Origin of the sequence: Inquilinus limosus (assembly GCF_002195995.1) — a bacterium.
Lineage (GTDB): Bacteria > Pseudomonadota > Alphaproteobacteria > DSM-16000 > Inquilinaceae > Inquilinus > Inquilinus limosus_C.
In genome coordinates this window covers 21,462-37,115 of sequence record NZ_NHON01000039.1, presented here as the reverse complement: position 1 = coordinate 37,115, position 15,654 = coordinate 21,462, and the positions used below count along the sequence as shown (strand labels likewise).

Genomic DNA, 15,654 nt, shown 5'->3' with positions numbered 1-15,654 from the left:
GTGAGGGGGAGGGCACCGGCCTATCCTCTTCGTCCGATCACCACTTCGCCCGCTGGCGCAGGCGGTCCAGCTCCTTGGCCAGGGCCGCCACCGCGGCGTCGGGCTGCTCGTCGCCGGTCAGCACCGCATGCACCGACTTCGAGAAGGCCTGCGATACCCGGTTGTAGCTGGCGCCGGTGGCGGCCGAGGGCCGGGCGACGCTGTCGGCGAAGGCGGCCTGCGTGTCCTTCAGGAAGGGCAGCTTGGCCAGCACCTCCGGGTCCTCGTACAGCGCCGAGACGGTCGGGTTGTAGGCGCCCTGGATCGCCCGGCGCTTCTGGTCGGCCGCGCCGGTCATGTAGCGGATCAGGTCGACCGCCTCCTTCTTGTTCTCGGAGTATTTCGACACGCCGAGATAGGCGGGGCCGAGGCAGCCGCTCGACTTCTCGCCGGCGGCGCCGACCGGCAGCGCCGCCACGCCGACCTTGCCGACCAGGGCGCCGCCCGCCGTCTGCGAGGTGCCCCAGACATAGGGCCAGTTGCGCAGGAACACGGCCTTGCCGCTCTCGAACACGGCGCGCGAGCTCTCCTCGTCATAGCCCAGCACGCCCGGCGGGCTGATCGTGTCGACCCAGCTGTGCGCCAGGGTCAGGGCCTGGGCGGCCTTCGGGTTGTCGATGGTGACGTCGCCCTTGGCGTCGATGATGGTGCCGCCGCCGGTGCTGGCGACCCATTCGATCGCGTCGCAGGTCAGCCCCTCATAGGATTTGCCCTGCCAGACGAAACCCCACATGTCGGCGTTGCCGGCCTTGCGCTCGCCGTCCTGCACCGCCTTGGCGGTGTCGGTCAGCTCGGTCCAGGTCTTCGGCACCGCCTTGCCGTATTTCTCCAGCAGGTCCTTGCGGTAGAAGATCAGCCCGGTGTCCATGTACCAGGGCAGGGCCAGCAGCTGGCCGTCGATGGTCGCGGCGTCGATCGTGGTCGGGAAATGCGCCGCCACCTCCTCCTTCGGCACCATGGTGCCGAGGTCGAGCAGATGGTTCTTCAGCATGCCCATCCAGATCACGTCGATCACCAGCACGTCGACATCGGTCGACTTCGCCGCCAGCATCTGCTGGTACAGCGGCACCGCATCGTCCCAGGACGCCGGCATCTTGTTGATGCTGACGCTGTTGCCGCTCTGCTTCGCCCAGGCCTCGGCGGCACTGCTGCACAGGTCGTAATCGGTGGCGCCGCAGAACAGCTTCACCGTCGCGGCCTCCGCATGGCCGGCGACACCGGCGGTGACGGCGGCCAGCGCCGCGGCCAGGGATAGGGTGGCGATCTTCATGGTTCCCTCCGTTCAAGCCCCTGTTTGCACTGTGTTGTCGTTTGCCGGCGGGTTGGGTCCCGCTCAGGTCGAGGCCGCAGCCTCTTGTCGGATCAGGGCGACCAGCTCCGCCTCGCGCGGCAGCGCCCGGCCGCCGTAATCGGTGGTGGCCAGCGCGCCGCAGCAGGCCGCCAGGGCCAGGCTGTCGCGGAAATCGAAGCCGCGCAGCCGGCCGTAGAGGAAGCCGGCATTGAAGCTGTCGCCGGCGCCGGTGGTGTCGACCACGGTCACCGCCGGGGCCGGCACGGCGCAGCGCTCGCCCCGGCTGACGCCGATCGCGCCGGCCGCGCCGCGTTTGACCAGCACCGTCGGCACCATCGCGACCAGCCGCTCCAGCGCCGTGCTGACATCGGCGGCGCCGGTGAAGGCCAGGGCCTCGGATTCGTTGGGCGCGAAGACGTCGATCTCGCGGAACAGCTCGGCCACGCCGGGCGAATCGATCCGGTGCGGCACGTGCTGGCAGTCGAGATAGACCAGCACGCCCTGCCGCTTCGCCGCCCGCGCCAGGGCCAGCAGCTCCGGCTGCAGCCGGAAGCTCTGCAGCAGCAGCGCCTTGGGCGCGGCCGCGGCCAGGGCCTCGGGCGCAGGCGGCAGGTCATCGCGCACGGCGTAGCTGACGAAGCCGCGGTCATGGGCGAAGGAGAAGGCGGCGCTGACCCGTTCCAGCGGGTGGTCCAGCCGGCGGAACAGCCGGTCGTCCAGCCCCTCCTTGCGGGCCGCGTCCAGCGCCAGCTGGCTGAACAGGTCGGTGCCGAAATCGGCCGCCCAGGCGGTGCGCAGCCCCAGCCGGTGCAGCGCCGTGGCGCTGGTGAAGCTGGCGCCGGGCAGGGTGGCGAAGTGGCGGGCGAACAAATCGGCGCCCAGCCGCGGCACCTCGGGCAGGCCGGTGAAGATCAGGTCCCAGTAGTATTCGCCGACCACGACGACATCGCAGCCCGGCGCCGTGCCCGCGGCGGTCATGGCCAGTTGCCGACATAGGGGGCGTGGGCGGCGAGGTATTCGTCGACCAGCGCCTCGGCCCGGGAATAGGACAGCACCAGCGGGTGCGCCACCAGCGCCTCGACCGCCAGGTCGCGGTCGCGCTCACGGATCGCCTGCACCGCCAGCCGCTCATAGCGCTTGATGTCGTGCACCAGCTGGGCCTGCGCCTCCGGCATCGGGCCGATCGGCAGCGGCCGCACGCCGTCGCGGTCGACCACGCAGCTGACCTCGACCACGTCGTCGTCGCGCAGCCCCGCGATGGCGCCCCGGTTCGGCACGTTCAGCCCGCTGTACAGCGGCTTGCCGGTCTCCAGCGCATCCACCAGGTCCAGGGCGACGCCGGCATAGCCCTCGCCCTCGTCGCCCAGCGGCGCATGGGCGCCGGCAGCCAGCGCCCGGTCGGCCTCCTCCATGCTCGGCGCCCCTTCCTGGGCGTAGTGCATGTAGGTGGCGTTGCGGCGGTGGGCGTAGGCGTAATACGCCTCCAGCGCCTTGTCGGGGTTGCGGCGCCAGTCCAGCGCCGTCAGCTGCTCGATCAGCCCGTGGTTCAGGTCGCGCACCTCCTCGCCCCGCGTGCGGACATCCGACCGGATCGCCTCCACTGCCTTCTCGGCATAGTAGAAGTAATAGAGGTACTCGTTGATCCACATCCCGTGGCGGCGGACCACGCGCGGGCTGAACACCTTCTGGGCCGAGGCGGCCAGGAAGGCATCGTCGGCCAAGAGACGCGGCAGCACGTCCTCGCCGCCGATCTCGGCGCGGCGGGTGAAGGACAGGTGGTTCAGGCCGAACACCTCGGTGCGGACCGCCTTCTCCGGCACGTCGAACCAGCGCGCCACGGCCGACTGGGCGGCGTTGGCGCCATCGCAGATGCCGATGGTGCGGTCATGGCCGGCGTCGCGCAGCGCCTGGGTGACCAGCCCGGCCGGGTTGGTGAAGTTGAACAGCCAGGCGTCGGGGCTGACCCGCTTCAGCAGGTCGGCATAGCCCAGGATCGTCGGGATGCTGCGCAGCGCCATGGCGAAGCCGCCGGGGCCGGTCGTCTCCTGCCCCAGCACGCCATGGGCCAGGGCGATGCGCTCGTCCTTGATCCGACCTTCCTCCAGCCCCGGCCGGACCGTGGTCACGACATAGGCGGCGCCGTCCAGCGCGCGCTCCGGATCCAGGCTGGTGGTGATCTTGACGGGAGACTTCATGCGCCGGGCGATCTCCGCCCCCAGCCCGCCGAACAGCTCCAGCCGCGGCCCGTCGATGTCGAACAGGCACAGCTCCGTCAGGTTGCTCCACTCCGCCCGGCGCAGCGCCGATTCGATGAACAGGGGGGCGCGGACGCCGCCGCCGCCGACCAGGGTCAGTTTCATGGTGCCTCCCGAGAACCGGCTTCGTTATGACTGGTTATAACCAGTCATGTCAATTGTGGCCGGAGCCCCGATTTGCGTGTATGCAGCGGAATGATCTCCGCCCAGTCCGAGAGGCCTTCCGCGCCATGACCGACGGCCTTCCCAGCGACGGACCGGCCGTCGACGGGCTGCGGCGCGACGATCCGCAGCCGCTCTACCGCCAGATCAAGCAGCGGCTGCGCGAGCAGATCGAGAGTGGGGCGCTCGGCACCGATGCCAAGCTGGCGTCGGAGCGCGAGTTGGAGAAGCAGTACGGCGTCAGCCGCATCACCGTGCGCCAGGCGGTGCGCGAGCTGGTGCAGGAGGGCTGGCTGCACAGCCATCCCGGCCGCGGCTTCTTCGTGGCGCGGCGGGAGGAGACCTACGAGCTGCACCTGCTGCGCAGCTTCACCATGATCGCCGAGGCGCATGGCCGGGCGCCGGCCAGTCGGCTGATCGAGGGCTATGTCTGCCGGGCGCCGGCCGAGGTGGCGCGGCCGCTGTTCCTGCCGCCCGGCGCCGATGTGGTGATGCTGAAGCGGCTGCGCTGCCTGGACGGCCAGCCGGTGGTGCTGACCCAGGACTGGTTCGCCGCCCGGCTGGTGCCCGGGATCCTCGACCTCGACTGGTCGACGGGCAACCGCTCGCTCTATGCCGAGGTGCGCGACCGCTACCGGCTGCGGCCGGACCGCGGCCGCACCACGATGAGCGCCCGGCTGGCCAATGCGGAGGAGGTGGAGCTCCTGGAGCTGACGCCCCCCGCCGCGGTGCTGACGATCGAGCAGATCGCCTATGACCCGCAGGGCCGGCCGGTGAACATGACCTTCTCCAGCCACCATCCGCTGCGCTATCCGCTGAGCCTCGACCAGCGGGGTTGACCCGGTCCGGCCCCCGGCCGCGGAATTGCCGCAGGGGAATCACGATCCGATCACGATCCGGCTTCTAAATGCTCCGGCGACGACGGATCGCGGTGTACCGACCAGGGAGGGCACGAACGTGCATGGCTTAGGTTTCGCAGGGGCCGGCCAGCGCAGCGCCGCGCTGACGCAGGGGCTCGAGCAGCCCGCGACCTATTTCGAAGGCAACCCGCCGCCCCCCAATGGCGTCTTCGGCTGGCGGCTGGCGCAGGAGGCTGGTCGGCTGGGCCTGCATCCCCAGGCCCTGGTCATGGACGTGCTGCAGCGCCTGGCCCGCAAGATGTACCTGGACGGGCTCGTCGCCGGGCCGGAGACGTTCAATCCCGAGGTCCCGGCCGGCTACACCTATCTCGGCCAGCTGATCGCGCACGACCTGACCTTCACCGATCTCGGCACTCTCTCGCGCTCGGCGAATGCCGGGCCGCTCTGGGCCAGCCCGTCGCTGGATCTCGACTGCCTCTATCGCGGCGGGCCGTTCCGGTCGCCGATGCTGTACCAGCAGCGCACCGGCGGGCCCGACGCGCTGCGGATGAAGCTGCGCGTCGGCTACACCGGCGGCCGGACCTGGGACAAGGAGGCGCCGGAGGTGCCGGGCGACCCGGCCACGGCCAAGGCCCCGCAGCCCTGCGATTTCGCGATGATCGCCTGTGTCGACGCGGCCACCAACGCGACCGATCTGTGGCCCCTGCCGCCGGACGCGCCGGAGGTGCCGCGGCAGTGCCCGGTCGAGCCGCTGATCGGCGACATCCGCAACGACAACAACCTGGTCCTGTCGCAGATCACGGTCCTGTTCCATCGCTTCCACAACCGCATCGTCGACGCCATCCTGGCCTCGCCGCACCGGCCGTCGGACTACGAGGTGTTCGAGATCGCCCGCGCGCTGGTGATCGCCAGCTACCGGTCGGTGGTGCGCCACGACTATCTCGGCCATGTCCTGGACCCCGAGGTCTGGCGCAGCTACGCGGAGCGCGAGAGCCTGCAGGATCTGGGCGGCTTCGGCCGGCGCCTGGCCGCCGACCGGGACACGCCGCTGCCGGCCGAGTTCATCATGGCCGCCTTCCGCTTCGGCCACGCCATGGTGCGGCCGTCCTACACGCTGAACCGGGCCCTGGCGCTGACCGAGACCGGGCTGAAGGGGCTGATGACCTTCCGGCGTGGCATGCTGGTCGGCGACGGCGGCATCCCGGGCAGCCCGATCCCGAACGACTGGATCCTGGAATGGGACCTGTTCTTCCCGGAGAAGCCGGGCGCCGACGAGAACCAGGCGCATCTGATCGGCCCCTGGGTCACCTCGCAGTTCTACACCATGTCGGCCATGGTCCATGACGACATGCGGCGCATGGTCGGCGGCGACCCGCTCTATGACGGCTGCTATGGCGGGCTGCCGTTCCGCGACCTGGCGCGGGCCTATCTGTCCAGCCTGCCGAACGGCCAGCACCTCGCCGACCGGCTCGGGGTCCCGAAGCTGATGCGGGAGGAGCTGCTGGGCGACGGCCATGGTGGCCTCGCCGGCATGAACGCGCGCAGCCAGCGCAACCCGCTGGCCGAGGGTCCGGACGGGATGATCGAGGCGTTGGCCGAGGACACGCCGCTGTTCTACTACATCCTGCGCGAGGCCGAGGTGCGCCACCAGGGCCGGCGCCTCGGGCCGCTGGGATCGGCGCTGGTCGCCCAGGTGATCCTGGCCGCGTCCCTGGCCGAGTCGACGACGGTCGAGCCCGGCGTGATCCGGCGCTGGAGCCGCGTCCTGTTCAAGGGCGGCGCCGTTCCGGACAGCATGCGCGACATCATCGGCTTCGTCGAATCGCCGCCGCCGCCGGCCGCGTCGTCGCGGCCGATCACACAAGCCAGCGTCTGAGGACGCCGGCACCGAGGTGGTGGGGGACCTCCGCCTCCGTCGTCCTTCGGGGCGCGGGGGCGGAGGTTTAATGCGGCGGCCGGTCGGCCGTCGCCATATGGCAAGGCGGCAGCGCCTTGCGAACAAGGAGGAGCGAGCGATGACGGACCACAACAAGCACGACCCGAAGCAGCCGCCGAAGGCGGTGCCGGTCGAGATGACCATGTATGATCGCGAGGCCGCGGGCCGGCTGATCATCGGCATGGCGATCGGCGAGATCCCGAAGCCGAAGACGACGGCGGAGGCGCTGCAGCTGCTGAAGGATCACGGCATCACGCTGGAGAACTTCGCCGAATCCGGGAAGGAGATCCGGGTCGTCAGCCGCGACGAGGCGCTCTATGTCGTGCTGCCGCCGGCCGACCTGATGCGGCAGCGGATCGAGGAGTACTCGAAGTATCCCGGCCCGTATCCGCTGCCGGACGAGTACGGCCTGCAGGTGCGGCGCGACCCCAACGCGCTGGACGCGCTCGACATGTTCTACTTCCGCGTCGGCGACTACAGCTTCGGTCAGTGCCGGTGAGGCCAGTAGAGCTGCTCCTCGCCGACATCTGAGGCGGGAAGGCCGGCCTGGATCAGGCCTTCCCGCAACTCGCGCCAGCGGGCGACGTTGCGGATCGGGAAGCTGCTCAGGAACCACTCGACGATGGCGGCGTCGGTGCATTCCAGCTTGGCGTGCCAGGCGTCGCGGGCGTTGCGCAGGAAGAGGCGCGCCTCCTCCTGCGCCCGCCGGCTGTCGCCGAGGAGGCTGAGGGCGGCCGCCTTCCAGGCCGGGATGTTGAAGATCGACTGCCCGGCCCGGTCGGCGGCCTCGACGCAGCCCTCGATGTCGCCGTGCAGGAAGCGGATGCCCGCGAGATAGGCCCAGTGATGGGGCGGGATCATCGGGTTGAGCTCGAAGGCATTGGCCACGAGGTCGAGCGCGATGTCGGTCCGGTCGACGAAGGCGAAGCCCTGCGCCGCCGACATCAGCACCGACGGGTTGCTCGGGTTCAGGTCGCGCGCCAGCTCCAGATGCAGGTCGGCCTGCGGGTAGCGGGTCGTCATCATGTAGGACCAGGCCAGCGTCAGGTGCCCGCGCGCGTCCAGCGGGTCCAGCTCCGCCGCCCGTCGCGCCAGGCTCAGCGCCTCCTCGGCCATGGCGCGGTCGCGCCGCACCCCCGGCAGGATGATGTGGCGCGAATTGTAGATGTTGGCCAGGCCGCTATAGGCCGGGGCGAAGCTGGGCCAGTCCCGGATCACCTCCTTGAACTGCGCCTCGGCCTCGAACTCCGCCTGGGGCTCCCAGAAGTTCAGCAGGTACTGGCCGCGCAGCCAGCGGACATACGGCCCGTGCGCGAAGTCGCGGTCGCCGATCTGCCGCGACAGGGCGTTGGCCGAGATGTGGATGTCCAGCGTGGCCGAGACGCGCCGGGCGATCTGGCGCTGCTGGTCCATCCAGGACGGCAGGGCCAGGGAGAAGGTCTCTGACCACAGCGACCGGTTGCGGGTCAGCTCGATCAGGGAGACGACGATCAGCAGATCGTCCTCCTTGTGCCGGAAGGCGGTGGACAGCCGGTAATCGACCTGCTGCTGCGGCGCCTCGGTCCCGGGGGGCTGGTCCGGCGGCTCGACCACGATCCATTCGCGGAACCGCACCAGATTGGCGATCAGCTCGCTGCGGAAGCCGTGCACCACATAGTCGTCGACGCCCTCGGGGATGCCGGGGCTCAGCCGATCCACCTCGATGATCGGCAGCCGCGACGCCTCCGCGACCGGCGCCAGGGCGGGCTGGGCGGCGCTGTCGACCGAGCCCTGCTTGATCTCGACGATCAGCCGCTGCGTCTCCTCCGACGGCTCCATGTCGTAGTCGTTCTGCAGCAGGTCCCACAGCGTGCCGTACAGCTTCAGCGCTGCGGCGATGTTGCCGCGCAGCGCCTGCTGCAGGATCAGCAGGCGATAGGCCTCCTCATGCGTCGGATCGATGTCGAGCAGCGCCTGGGCGGCCTCGGCGGCGATCTTCTCGCCTGAGGTCGGGTCGTGCAGCAGCCGCTCCAGGTTGCCGATGAAGATCTTCCGCCACTGCTGCCGGCAGACCGTGAGCCAGGAGGCGAATTCCCGGTCCAGGTCCTCGAACCCCGCCATGATGCGGTCCGGGTTGGCCAGGCCCAGCGTCAGGGCCGACGGCAGGACGCCCCGGGCCAGGTCGCTCGCGACCTGCTCCAGGTCCACATCCACGACCTCGCGCCGGATGCGGATGTCCTGGCGCCCGATATCGATGATCCCCGACCGGACGGCCTCCAGATTGTCGCGCAGCTGCTTCAGGCATTGTCGCAGCGATCCGCGGGCATGGTCGCCGTCGCTCTCGCTCCAGAACACGCCGGCGACGCGCTCGCGGCTCTCGATCGCGGTGCCGCTCAGCGCCACGAAGGCAAAGATCGCCTGGGCCTTGCGGCTGCCCAGCTCGATCCGCTCGCCATTGCCCAGACGGAGGTCGAATCCATTGCCCAGCGACAGCCGCAGGCGCTCAACACCACCTGTGTCCGGAGCGGGAACGTCCACCCGTTCCGGAGTCCTCGCACTCCGTGTCGCCGGAACCGCCATCCGCGGTCTCCCTTCCCCCAAACAATGAAACCGCAGCGGACTGGGCTCGCAAATTATTAAATTATCGCAGGTCGATCCTCCAAACCATTCAGCGGCCGGTCGAATTCCGTCGCCGTCTGGCGCAGCCTTTCCGTCATCGCGGCAGGAACGGAGGCTTGCAGGTCCGGCGATAACAGCTTCACAACCGGAATCCCAGCCCTCGCGGTCAGGCCGACCCGGAAAATCACCGTTCCCCGCCGGTCCAGGGCGGCGAGGAGCCCGGGCAGGGAGGCCGGGCCGTCGGGGCGGTCACCCTCCGCCGCAGCGTCTCCCTCCGCCGCCGTGGCCAGCAGCGCCTCGGGCCGCAGCCGCTGCTTCGCCGCCAGCCGGTCCCGGTCCGCCGGGGCGGCGTCCGGCCCGGCCCGGCGCAGCCGCAGGACCAGGAGATCGTTGGCGATCTCGGACTGGATCATCTCCAGCACCGCCGCCTCCAGCGCGGCCGCGCGTCCGGGGCGGGCCGCGAAGCCGCAGGCGACCAGGCCATGGATCGGGCTGACCGAGATCGCGGCGACGACGGCGACCGGCAGGCCGGCGGCATCCAGCTCCAGGGCGAAGCCCTCTCGCGGCCAGGGCGCCTCCGGGCGCAGCCGGCCGATCGCGGCGGCCAGCAGCGCCGGCGGCAGCCGCCGGGCCGGCCGGCCGCCGTACCACCACTGCGCCACGACGTCGCGCTCGACCAGCTCGAACAGGGCGGCACAGGTGGCGTCGTCCGGCGTCGGGCCGGCGGCGCATCCCTCGCTGACCGCCACGGCGGCCCGCTTCCCGCCCGATGGCCCGAAGACCAGCGGCCGCGGCACCCGCACTATGCGGCCGGTTGCCAGCTCCGTCCCGGCCAGCACCGGCGCGGCGTCGAGGGCGGCGGCCGAGTCCAGCCCGGTCCGCGCCGCGATCTGGCCGTCGAAGCGGGCGGCGATCTCCGCGGCCGAACCGTCCCGGTCGGCCGTGCCGATCCCGGGCGCGGCCAGGGCCAGCGTCTCCGCCGCCTCGCCGATGCATTTCTGGAAGGCGCGCCACGGGTCCGGGTCGCAGCCGATGACGCCGTCGACGGCGATGGCCGCGCCGTCGGGGGCGGGCAGGCCCTGCGGCAGCCGGGCGCCCAGCACCGTCAGGCCCGGATAATCCATCGCCGGCACCGCGAAGCTGGCCTCCAGCGTCGCGGCCAGGCGGAACAGCCGCGCGGTCCGGCCGTCCTCGGCGCTGCCGTCCGGCGCGATCCCGAAGGCGGCGAGGAGGCGCCGGGCCTCTTCCACCGCCTGGCCGGCTGCGCCAGGATCGGGGGCGTCGGATCCCGGCTCGAACAGCCGGGCGCAGGTTTCGTAGACCGAGGGCGGTGCGAGCATGATGCTCCGGATGACGGGCTGGGCCTCCGCCCATTTCACCATGGCCGCCGCGAAACGCGCGGTGTTTTCTGCCGGCACGGGATGCCGCCCTTGACCGCCCTCGCCCCCCGCCTTGCCGACCGGATCGCCGCCGCGCTCGGCGTCCGGCCGGTGGCGGCCGAGCCGCTGCCGGGCGGGTCGACCGTCGATGTGCTCCGGGTCGACCTCGCCGATGGCGGCCGGGTGGTGGCCAAGGCCGGGCAGGGGCCGCTGCTGCTGGAGGCCTGGATGCTCGGAGAGCTGGCCCGCCATTCCCCCCTGCCGCTGCCGGCCGTGCTGCATGCCGCCGAGGACCTGCTGCTGCTGGAGCATGTCGAGCACGAGCCCGGCCCGCCCCCGGCGCCGGCCCAGCTGCACGCGGCCGAGCTGCTGGCCGCGCTGCACGCGCCGGCCTGGCCGAGCTTCGGCTACAGCCGCGACACCACCATCGGCCGGCTGCCGCAGCCGAACCCGCCGGGCGACCGCTGGATTCCGTTCTTCCGCGACCACCGCCTGCTGCACATGGCCCGGGCCGGCCATGAAGAGGGCACGGTCGATGCCGGGCTGCTGCGCCGGCTGGAGGCCCTGGCCGGGCGGCTCGACGGCCTGCTGTCGGAGCCGCGCCATCCGGCGCTGCTGCATGGCGACATCTGGACCGGCAACCTGCTGCATCGGGGCGGGCGAATCGTCGCCGTCATCGACCCCGCCCTCTCCTGCGGCCATCCCGAGATGGAGCTGACCTATCCGACCCTGTTCGGCACCTTCGACGACATTTTTTTCCGCCGCTATGCCGAGCTGGCGCCGCTCGACCCCGGCTTCTGGGACGACCGCAGGCCGATCTACCTGCTGTATCCGCTGCTGGTGCATGTGCGGTACTGGGACCCGGCCTATGCCGCGCCGATCCGCCGAATTCTCGACCGCTACGGCGTCTGATCCGTAGCCTAAGATCCCGAAACGTCTTATGATTCATTGAGATTGTAACGGTCCATTTTCTTCGCCATAGTCGCGCCAATCCGACGTTGACGCGGAGCTTGAACAGAGAAACGCCCTCGGTTTAAACGGCGAGTGAACAGTGAGGTCGACCATCCGCGGATGGTCTGTGGAGGCAATTCGGCGCGAGCATGGAATATTTCCTGCAGCAGCTCATCAACGGGCTGACGCTGGGCGCGATCTACGGTCTGATCGCGATCGGCTATACGATGGTGTACGGCATCATCGGCATGATCAATTTCGCCCATGGCGAGATCTATATGATCGGCGCGTTCATCGCGGTGATCGGATTCGTCGTGCTCGGCGCCTTCGGCGTTCCCGGCGTCTCGGTGGCCCTGGCCCTGGCCATCGTGCTGATCGTCAGCGTGGTGGTGACCGCCGCGTATGGCTGGACGATCGAGCGGCTGGCCTACAGGCCTCTGCGCGGCTCCACCCGGCTGGCGCCGCTGATCTCCGCCATCGGCATGTCGATCTTCCTGCAGAACTATGTCCAGCTGCTGCAGGGTGCCCGGCGCAAGCCGGTGCCGCCGCAGATCCCGGGTGGTTTCCAGCTGACCTCCGGCGGCGGCTTCGACGTCAGCCTGTCCTACCTGCAGATCATCATCGTGGTGCTGACCCTGGCCCTGATGATCGGGCTGACCTGGGTGATCAACCGCACCTCGCTGGGCCGGCAGCAGCGCGCCTGCGCCCAGGACCGCACCATGGCGGCGCTGATCGGCGTCGATGTCGGCCGCACCATCTCGACGACCTTCGTCATCGGCGCGGCGCTGGCCGCCGTGGCCGGCGTGATGGTGACCCTCTACTACGGCGTGATCGACTTCTACATCGGCTTCCTGGCCGGCATCAAAGCCTTCACCGCGGCGGTGCTGGGCGGCATCGGCTCGCTGCCGGGGGCGATGCTCGGCGGCATCCTGATCGGCCTGATCGAGGCCTTCTGGTCCGGCTACTTCTCATCGGAATACAAGGACGTCGCCGCCTTCACCATCCTGGTGCTGGTGCTGATCTTCCGCCCGTCCGGCCTGCTCGGCCGCCCCGACATCGAGAAGGTCTGAGGCGATGGCCACGATCGCGCAATCCGACGCGGCCGGCGCGCGCCGCCTCGACGTCGTCGCCATGCTGAAGGAGGCGGGGGTCACCGGCCTCATCGCCCTGGTCCTGACCGCGCCGCTGGTCGGCATCCGCACCATCGAGCAGAGCGGCTCGCTCGGCTATCAGACCGATTTCACCGCGGTCGCCATCGCGGTCGCGCTGGTGTTCTTCGGCCGCATCGGCATCATCCTGAACCGCGAGGGCATCCCGCGGCCGGTGTTCTGGATCAGCCTGCTGTTCCTGATCGTCTTCGCCCTGCCGCCGATCTACGAGTATCTGCGGCCGTCGATTTCCGACGCGCTGCCGCCGCTGCCGGTGCAGGATCTGCACTCGGTGCCGCTGCTGCTGATCGGGGCGCTGGGCGCGGCCTGGCTGCTGATCCAGTCGATCCTGGTGCAGCGGCGCAGCAGGGCCAGCCTGTCGCGGCAGGAGCGTGACCGGGCGATGGACCGGATCGGCGCCCGGGTGCAGCGCCTCAGCGTCTATGTCGGGCCGATCCTGGTGGTGCTGGCGGTCGTCTTCCCCTTCACCGACCTCGCCACCCGCAGCACGCTCGGCGTCGCCACCATCGTGCTGATCTACATCATGCTCGGCTGGGGCCTGAACATCATCGTCGGCCTCGCCGGCCTCTTGGACCTCGGCTATGTCGCCTTCTACGCCGTCGGCGCCTATTCCTACGCGCTCCTGTCCACCACCTTCGGCTTCAGCTTCTGGATCTGCCTGCCGCTGGCCGGCGTGCTGGCGGCCTGCTTCGGCCTGATCCTCGGCTATCCGGTGCTGCGGCTGCGCGGCGACTACTTCGCCATCGTCACCCTCGGCTTCGGCGAGATCATCCGCATCATCCTGATCAACTGGGCGCCAGTGACCGGCGGGCCGAACGGCATCAACAACGTGCCGCGGCCCAGCTTCTTCGGCTTTCCCTTCGACCGCAGCCCGCCGGAGGGCACCACCGCCTTCCACCAGCTGTTCGGGCTGGACTACAACCCGACACACCGGATCATCTTCCTGTACCTGCTGATCCTGGCCCTGGCGCTGCTGGTGAACCTGATCAGCACCCGGCTGCGCCGCCTGCCGGTCGGCCGCGGCTGGGAGGCGATCCGCGAGGACGACATCGCCTGCCAGTCGCTCGGCATCAACCGCACCAACCTGAAGCTGGCGGCCTTCGCCACCTCCGCCATGTGCGGCGGCTTCGCCGGCAGCTTCTTCGCGACGTATCAGGGCTTCATCAGCCCGGAAAGCTTCTCCTTCATCGAATCGGCGATCGTGCTGGCGATCGTGGTGCTCGGCGGCATGGGCAGCCAGCTCGGCATCGTCGTCGCCGCCTGCCTGATCATCGGCCTGCCGGAAGCCTTCCGCGGCCTCGACCTCTATCGCATGCTGGTGTTCGGCCTGTGCATGGTCGGCATCATGGTGTGGCGCCCGCGCGGCCTCCTGGCGCATCGTGACCCGACCATCCTCCTGCACGGCAAGAAGGGAGCCCAAGGATGACCGGGGCCGTGAGCGCGCTCCTGACCATCGAGCATGTCTCGATGCGCTTCGGCGGCCTCGTCGCCATCGACGACGTCTCCTTCGACATCCGGGCCGGCGACATCACCGCGGTGATCGGGCCGAACGGCGCCGGCAAGACCACGCTGTTCAACTGCATCACCGGCTTCTACAAGCCGACCGCCGGGCGGATGACGCTCAAGGGCGAGACCGGCGAGTTCCTGCTGGAGCAGATTCCCGGCTACCGTATCGCCCAGCAGGCCAAGGTCGCCCGCACCTTCCAGAACATCCGCCTGTTCGCCGGGATGAGCGTGCTGGAGAACCTGATGGTGGCCCAGCACAACAAGCTGATGCGCGCCTCCGGCTTCTCGATCGCCGGGCTGCTCGGCCTGCCGAGCTACCGCCGGGTGGAGCGCGAGGCGGTGGAGAAGGCAAAGTTCTGGCTCGACCGCGTCGGGCTGACCGCCCAGGCTGATGATTCCGCCGGCAGCCTGCCCTATGGCGGCCAGCGCCGGCTGGAGATCGCGCGGGCGATGTGCATCGACCCGGTGATCCTGTGCCTGGACGAGCCGGCAGCCGGCCTGAACCCCCGTGAATCCCAGGAGCTGAACGGCCTGCTGCGCGCCATCCGCGACGAGCACCGGACCAGCGTCCTCCTGATCGAGCACGACATGAGCGTCGTCATGCAGATTTCCGACCACATCGTGGTGCTCGACCACGGCAAGAAGATCGCCGACGGCACGCCCGAGCAGATCCGCAGCGATGAGGCGGTGATCCGGGCCTATCTCGGCGAGCCCGAGGAGGACGACCTGCCGCCGGAGATCGCCGCCGACGTGGCCAACGCCACCGGGGCCGCCGCGACCGGGGAGGCCCGGTCGTGATGCTGTCGCTGCAGGGCGTGCACACCTTCTACGGCGCCATCGAGGCGCTGCGCGGCGTCGATGTCGAGGTCAAGGAAGGCGAGATCGTCACCCTGATCGGCGCCAACGGCGCCGGCAAGTCGACCCTCCTGATGACGATCTGCGGCAACCCGCAGGCGCGCAAGGGCGCGGTCGTGTTCGACGGCAAGGAGATCACCCGCCAGCCGACCTTCGAGATCGTGCGCCGCGGCGTCGCCATCTCCCCGGAAGGCCGCCGCATCTTCCCGCGCATGACGGTGATGGAGAACCTGCAGATGGGCGGTCTGACCGCCGATCCGGCGGCGTTCGGCCGCGATCTGGAGCAGATCTTCACCCTGTTCCCGCGGCTGAAGGAGCGGCAGGCCCAGCGGGGCGGCACCCTGTCGGGCGGCGAACAGCAGATGCTGGCGATCGGCCGGGCGCTGATGAGCCGGCCGCGCCTGCTGCTGCTGGACGAGCCGTCGCTCGGCTTGGCGCCCCTGGTGGTGAAGCAGATCTTCGAGGCGATCAAGGTGATCAACCGGGAGCAGCAAATGACCGTGTTCCTGGTCGAGCAGAACGCCTTCCACGCGCTGAAGCTGGCGCATCGTGGCTACGTCCTGGTCAATGGCCGGGTGACGATGAGCGGCAGCGGGCGCGAGCTCCTGGCGAATCCGGAGGTCCGGGCCGCCTATCTCGAAGGCGGGCATTGA

13 protein-coding genes are annotated in these 15,654 nt (G+C 70.1%); 8 read left to right on the top strand and 5 right to left on the bottom strand.

Annotated elements, in window-relative coordinates; translation table 11 throughout:
• Nucleotides 1–37: 37 nt before the first annotated feature.
• The 3 genes from BWR60_RS20250 to BWR60_RS20240 form a co-directional block, all read right to left on the bottom strand.
• Complete coding sequence (locus tag BWR60_RS20250; protein ID WP_088152820.1) at nt 38–1,309, bottom strand: ABC transporter substrate-binding protein; 1,272 nt, start codon at nt 1,307–1,309, stop codon at nt 38–40.
• 63 nt (nt 1,310–1,372) lie between these two features.
• On the bottom strand, nt 1,373–2,308 hold the full coding sequence (locus BWR60_RS20245) for a carbohydrate kinase family protein (protein ID WP_088152819.1): 936 nt from the start codon (nt 2,306–2,308) through the stop codon (nt 1,373–1,375).
• On the bottom strand, nt 2,305–3,690 hold the full coding sequence (locus tag BWR60_RS20240; RefSeq protein ID WP_088152818.1) for a 6-phospho-beta-glucosidase: 1,386 nt from the start codon (nt 3,688–3,690) through the stop codon (nt 2,305–2,307). The genes BWR60_RS20245 and BWR60_RS20240 overlap by 4 nt, the downstream gene beginning before the upstream one ends.
• Nucleotides 3,691–3,815: 125 nt before the next feature.
• On the opposite strand from BWR60_RS20240, the gene BWR60_RS20235 reads away from it, so the two are divergent.
• The 3 genes from BWR60_RS20235 (at nt 3,816) to BWR60_RS20225 (ending at nt 7,042) form a co-directional block, all read left to right on the top strand.
• A complete protein-coding gene (locus BWR60_RS20235; RefSeq protein ID WP_088152817.1) occupies nt 3,816–4,586 on the top strand; it encodes a GntR family transcriptional regulator in 771 nt (256 codons plus the stop codon).
• 118 nt (nt 4,587–4,704) lie between these two features.
• Nucleotides 4,705–6,483, top strand: a complete 1,779-nt coding sequence (locus BWR60_RS20230; protein ID WP_088152816.1) for a peroxidase family protein — start codon at nt 4,705–4,707, stop codon at nt 6,481–6,483.
• 139 nt (nt 6,484–6,622) lie between these two features.
• Nucleotides 6,623–7,042: a hypothetical protein gene (locus BWR60_RS20225; RefSeq protein ID WP_088152815.1), complete on the top strand. Its 420-nt coding sequence runs from the start codon at nt 6,623–6,625 to the stop codon at nt 7,040–7,042.
• Here the strand turns inward: BWR60_RS20225 and BWR60_RS20220 are convergent.
• Both BWR60_RS20220 and BWR60_RS37715 read right to left on the bottom strand, forming a co-directional pair.
• Nucleotides 7,030–9,060: a BTAD domain-containing putative transcriptional regulator gene (locus BWR60_RS20220; RefSeq protein ID WP_179221856.1), complete on the bottom strand. Its 2,031-nt coding sequence runs from the start codon at nt 9,058–9,060 to the stop codon at nt 7,030–7,032. The two genes, BWR60_RS20225 and BWR60_RS20220, sit on opposite strands and share 13 nt — an antisense overlap.
• 98 nt (nt 9,061–9,158) lie before the next feature.
• Entirely contained in the window at nt 9,159–10,481 is a 1,323-nt protein-coding gene (locus tag BWR60_RS37715; RefSeq protein WP_218823589.1) for a YcaO-like family protein, read from the bottom strand.
• 90 nt (nt 10,482–10,571) lie between these two features.
• On the opposite strand from BWR60_RS37715, the gene BWR60_RS20210 reads away from it, so the two are divergent.
• From BWR60_RS20210 to BWR60_RS20190, 5 genes are all read left to right on the top strand, one after another.
• Nucleotides 10,572–11,432: a fructosamine kinase family protein gene (locus BWR60_RS20210; RefSeq protein ID WP_230983118.1), complete on the top strand. Its 861-nt coding sequence runs from the start codon at nt 10,572–10,574 to the stop codon at nt 11,430–11,432.
• A gap of 188 nt (nt 11,433–11,620) precedes the next feature.
• On the top strand, nt 11,621–12,541 hold the full coding sequence (locus BWR60_RS20205; RefSeq protein ID WP_088152811.1) for an ABC transporter permease subunit: 921 nt from the start codon (nt 11,621–11,623) through the stop codon (nt 12,539–12,541).
• 4 nt (nt 12,542–12,545) lie between these two features.
• Entirely contained in the window at nt 12,546–14,066 is a 1,521-nt protein-coding gene (livM, locus tag BWR60_RS20200) for a high-affinity branched-chain amino acid ABC transporter permease LivM (protein WP_230983117.1), read from the top strand.
• Nucleotides 14,063–14,944, top strand: a complete 882-nt coding sequence (locus tag BWR60_RS20195) for an ABC transporter ATP-binding protein (RefSeq protein ID WP_088152810.1) — start codon at nt 14,063–14,065, stop codon at nt 14,942–14,944. The genes livM and BWR60_RS20195 overlap by 4 nt, the downstream gene beginning before the upstream one ends.
• On the top strand, nt 14,944–15,654 hold the full coding sequence (locus tag BWR60_RS20190; RefSeq protein WP_088152809.1) for an ABC transporter ATP-binding protein: 711 nt from the start codon (nt 14,944–14,946) through the stop codon (nt 15,652–15,654). The genes BWR60_RS20195 and BWR60_RS20190 overlap by 1 nt, the downstream gene beginning before the upstream one ends.

Excerpts from the sequence above, each read along its gene's own strand:
- BWR60_RS20250 (WP_088152820.1), bottom strand. The coding sequence starts at position 1,309 with ATGAAGATCGCCACCCTATCCCTGGCCGCGGCGCTGGCCGCCGTCACC.
- BWR60_RS20195 (WP_088152810.1), top strand. The coding sequence starts at position 14,063 with ATGACCGGGGCCGTGAGCGCGCTCCTGACCATCGAGCATGTCTCGATG.
- BWR60_RS20205 (WP_088152811.1), top strand. The coding sequence starts at position 11,621 with ATGGAATATTTCCTGCAGCAGCTCATCAACGGGCTGACGCTGGGCGCG.
- BWR60_RS20235 (WP_088152817.1), top strand. The coding sequence starts at position 3,816 with ATGACCGACGGCCTTCCCAGCGACGGACCGGCCGTCGACGGGCTGCGG.
- livM (WP_230983117.1), top strand. The coding sequence starts at position 12,546 with ATGGCCACGATCGCGCAATCCGACGCGGCCGGCGCGCGCCGCCTCGAC.
- BWR60_RS20245 (WP_088152819.1), bottom strand. The coding sequence starts at position 2,308 with ATGACCGCCGCGGGCACGGCGCCGGGCTGCGATGTCGTCGTGGTCGGC.
- BWR60_RS20190 (WP_088152809.1), top strand. The coding sequence starts at position 14,944 with ATGCTGTCGCTGCAGGGCGTGCACACCTTCTACGGCGCCATCGAGGCG.
- BWR60_RS37715 (WP_218823589.1), bottom strand. The coding sequence starts at position 10,481 with ATGCTCGCACCGCCCTCGGTCTACGAAACCTGCGCCCGGCTGTTCGAG.
- BWR60_RS20240 (WP_088152818.1), bottom strand. The coding sequence starts at position 3,690 with ATGAAACTGACCCTGGTCGGCGGCGGCGGCGTCCGCGCCCCCCTGTTC.
- BWR60_RS20225 (WP_088152815.1), top strand. The coding sequence starts at position 6,623 with ATGACGGACCACAACAAGCACGACCCGAAGCAGCCGCCGAAGGCGGTG.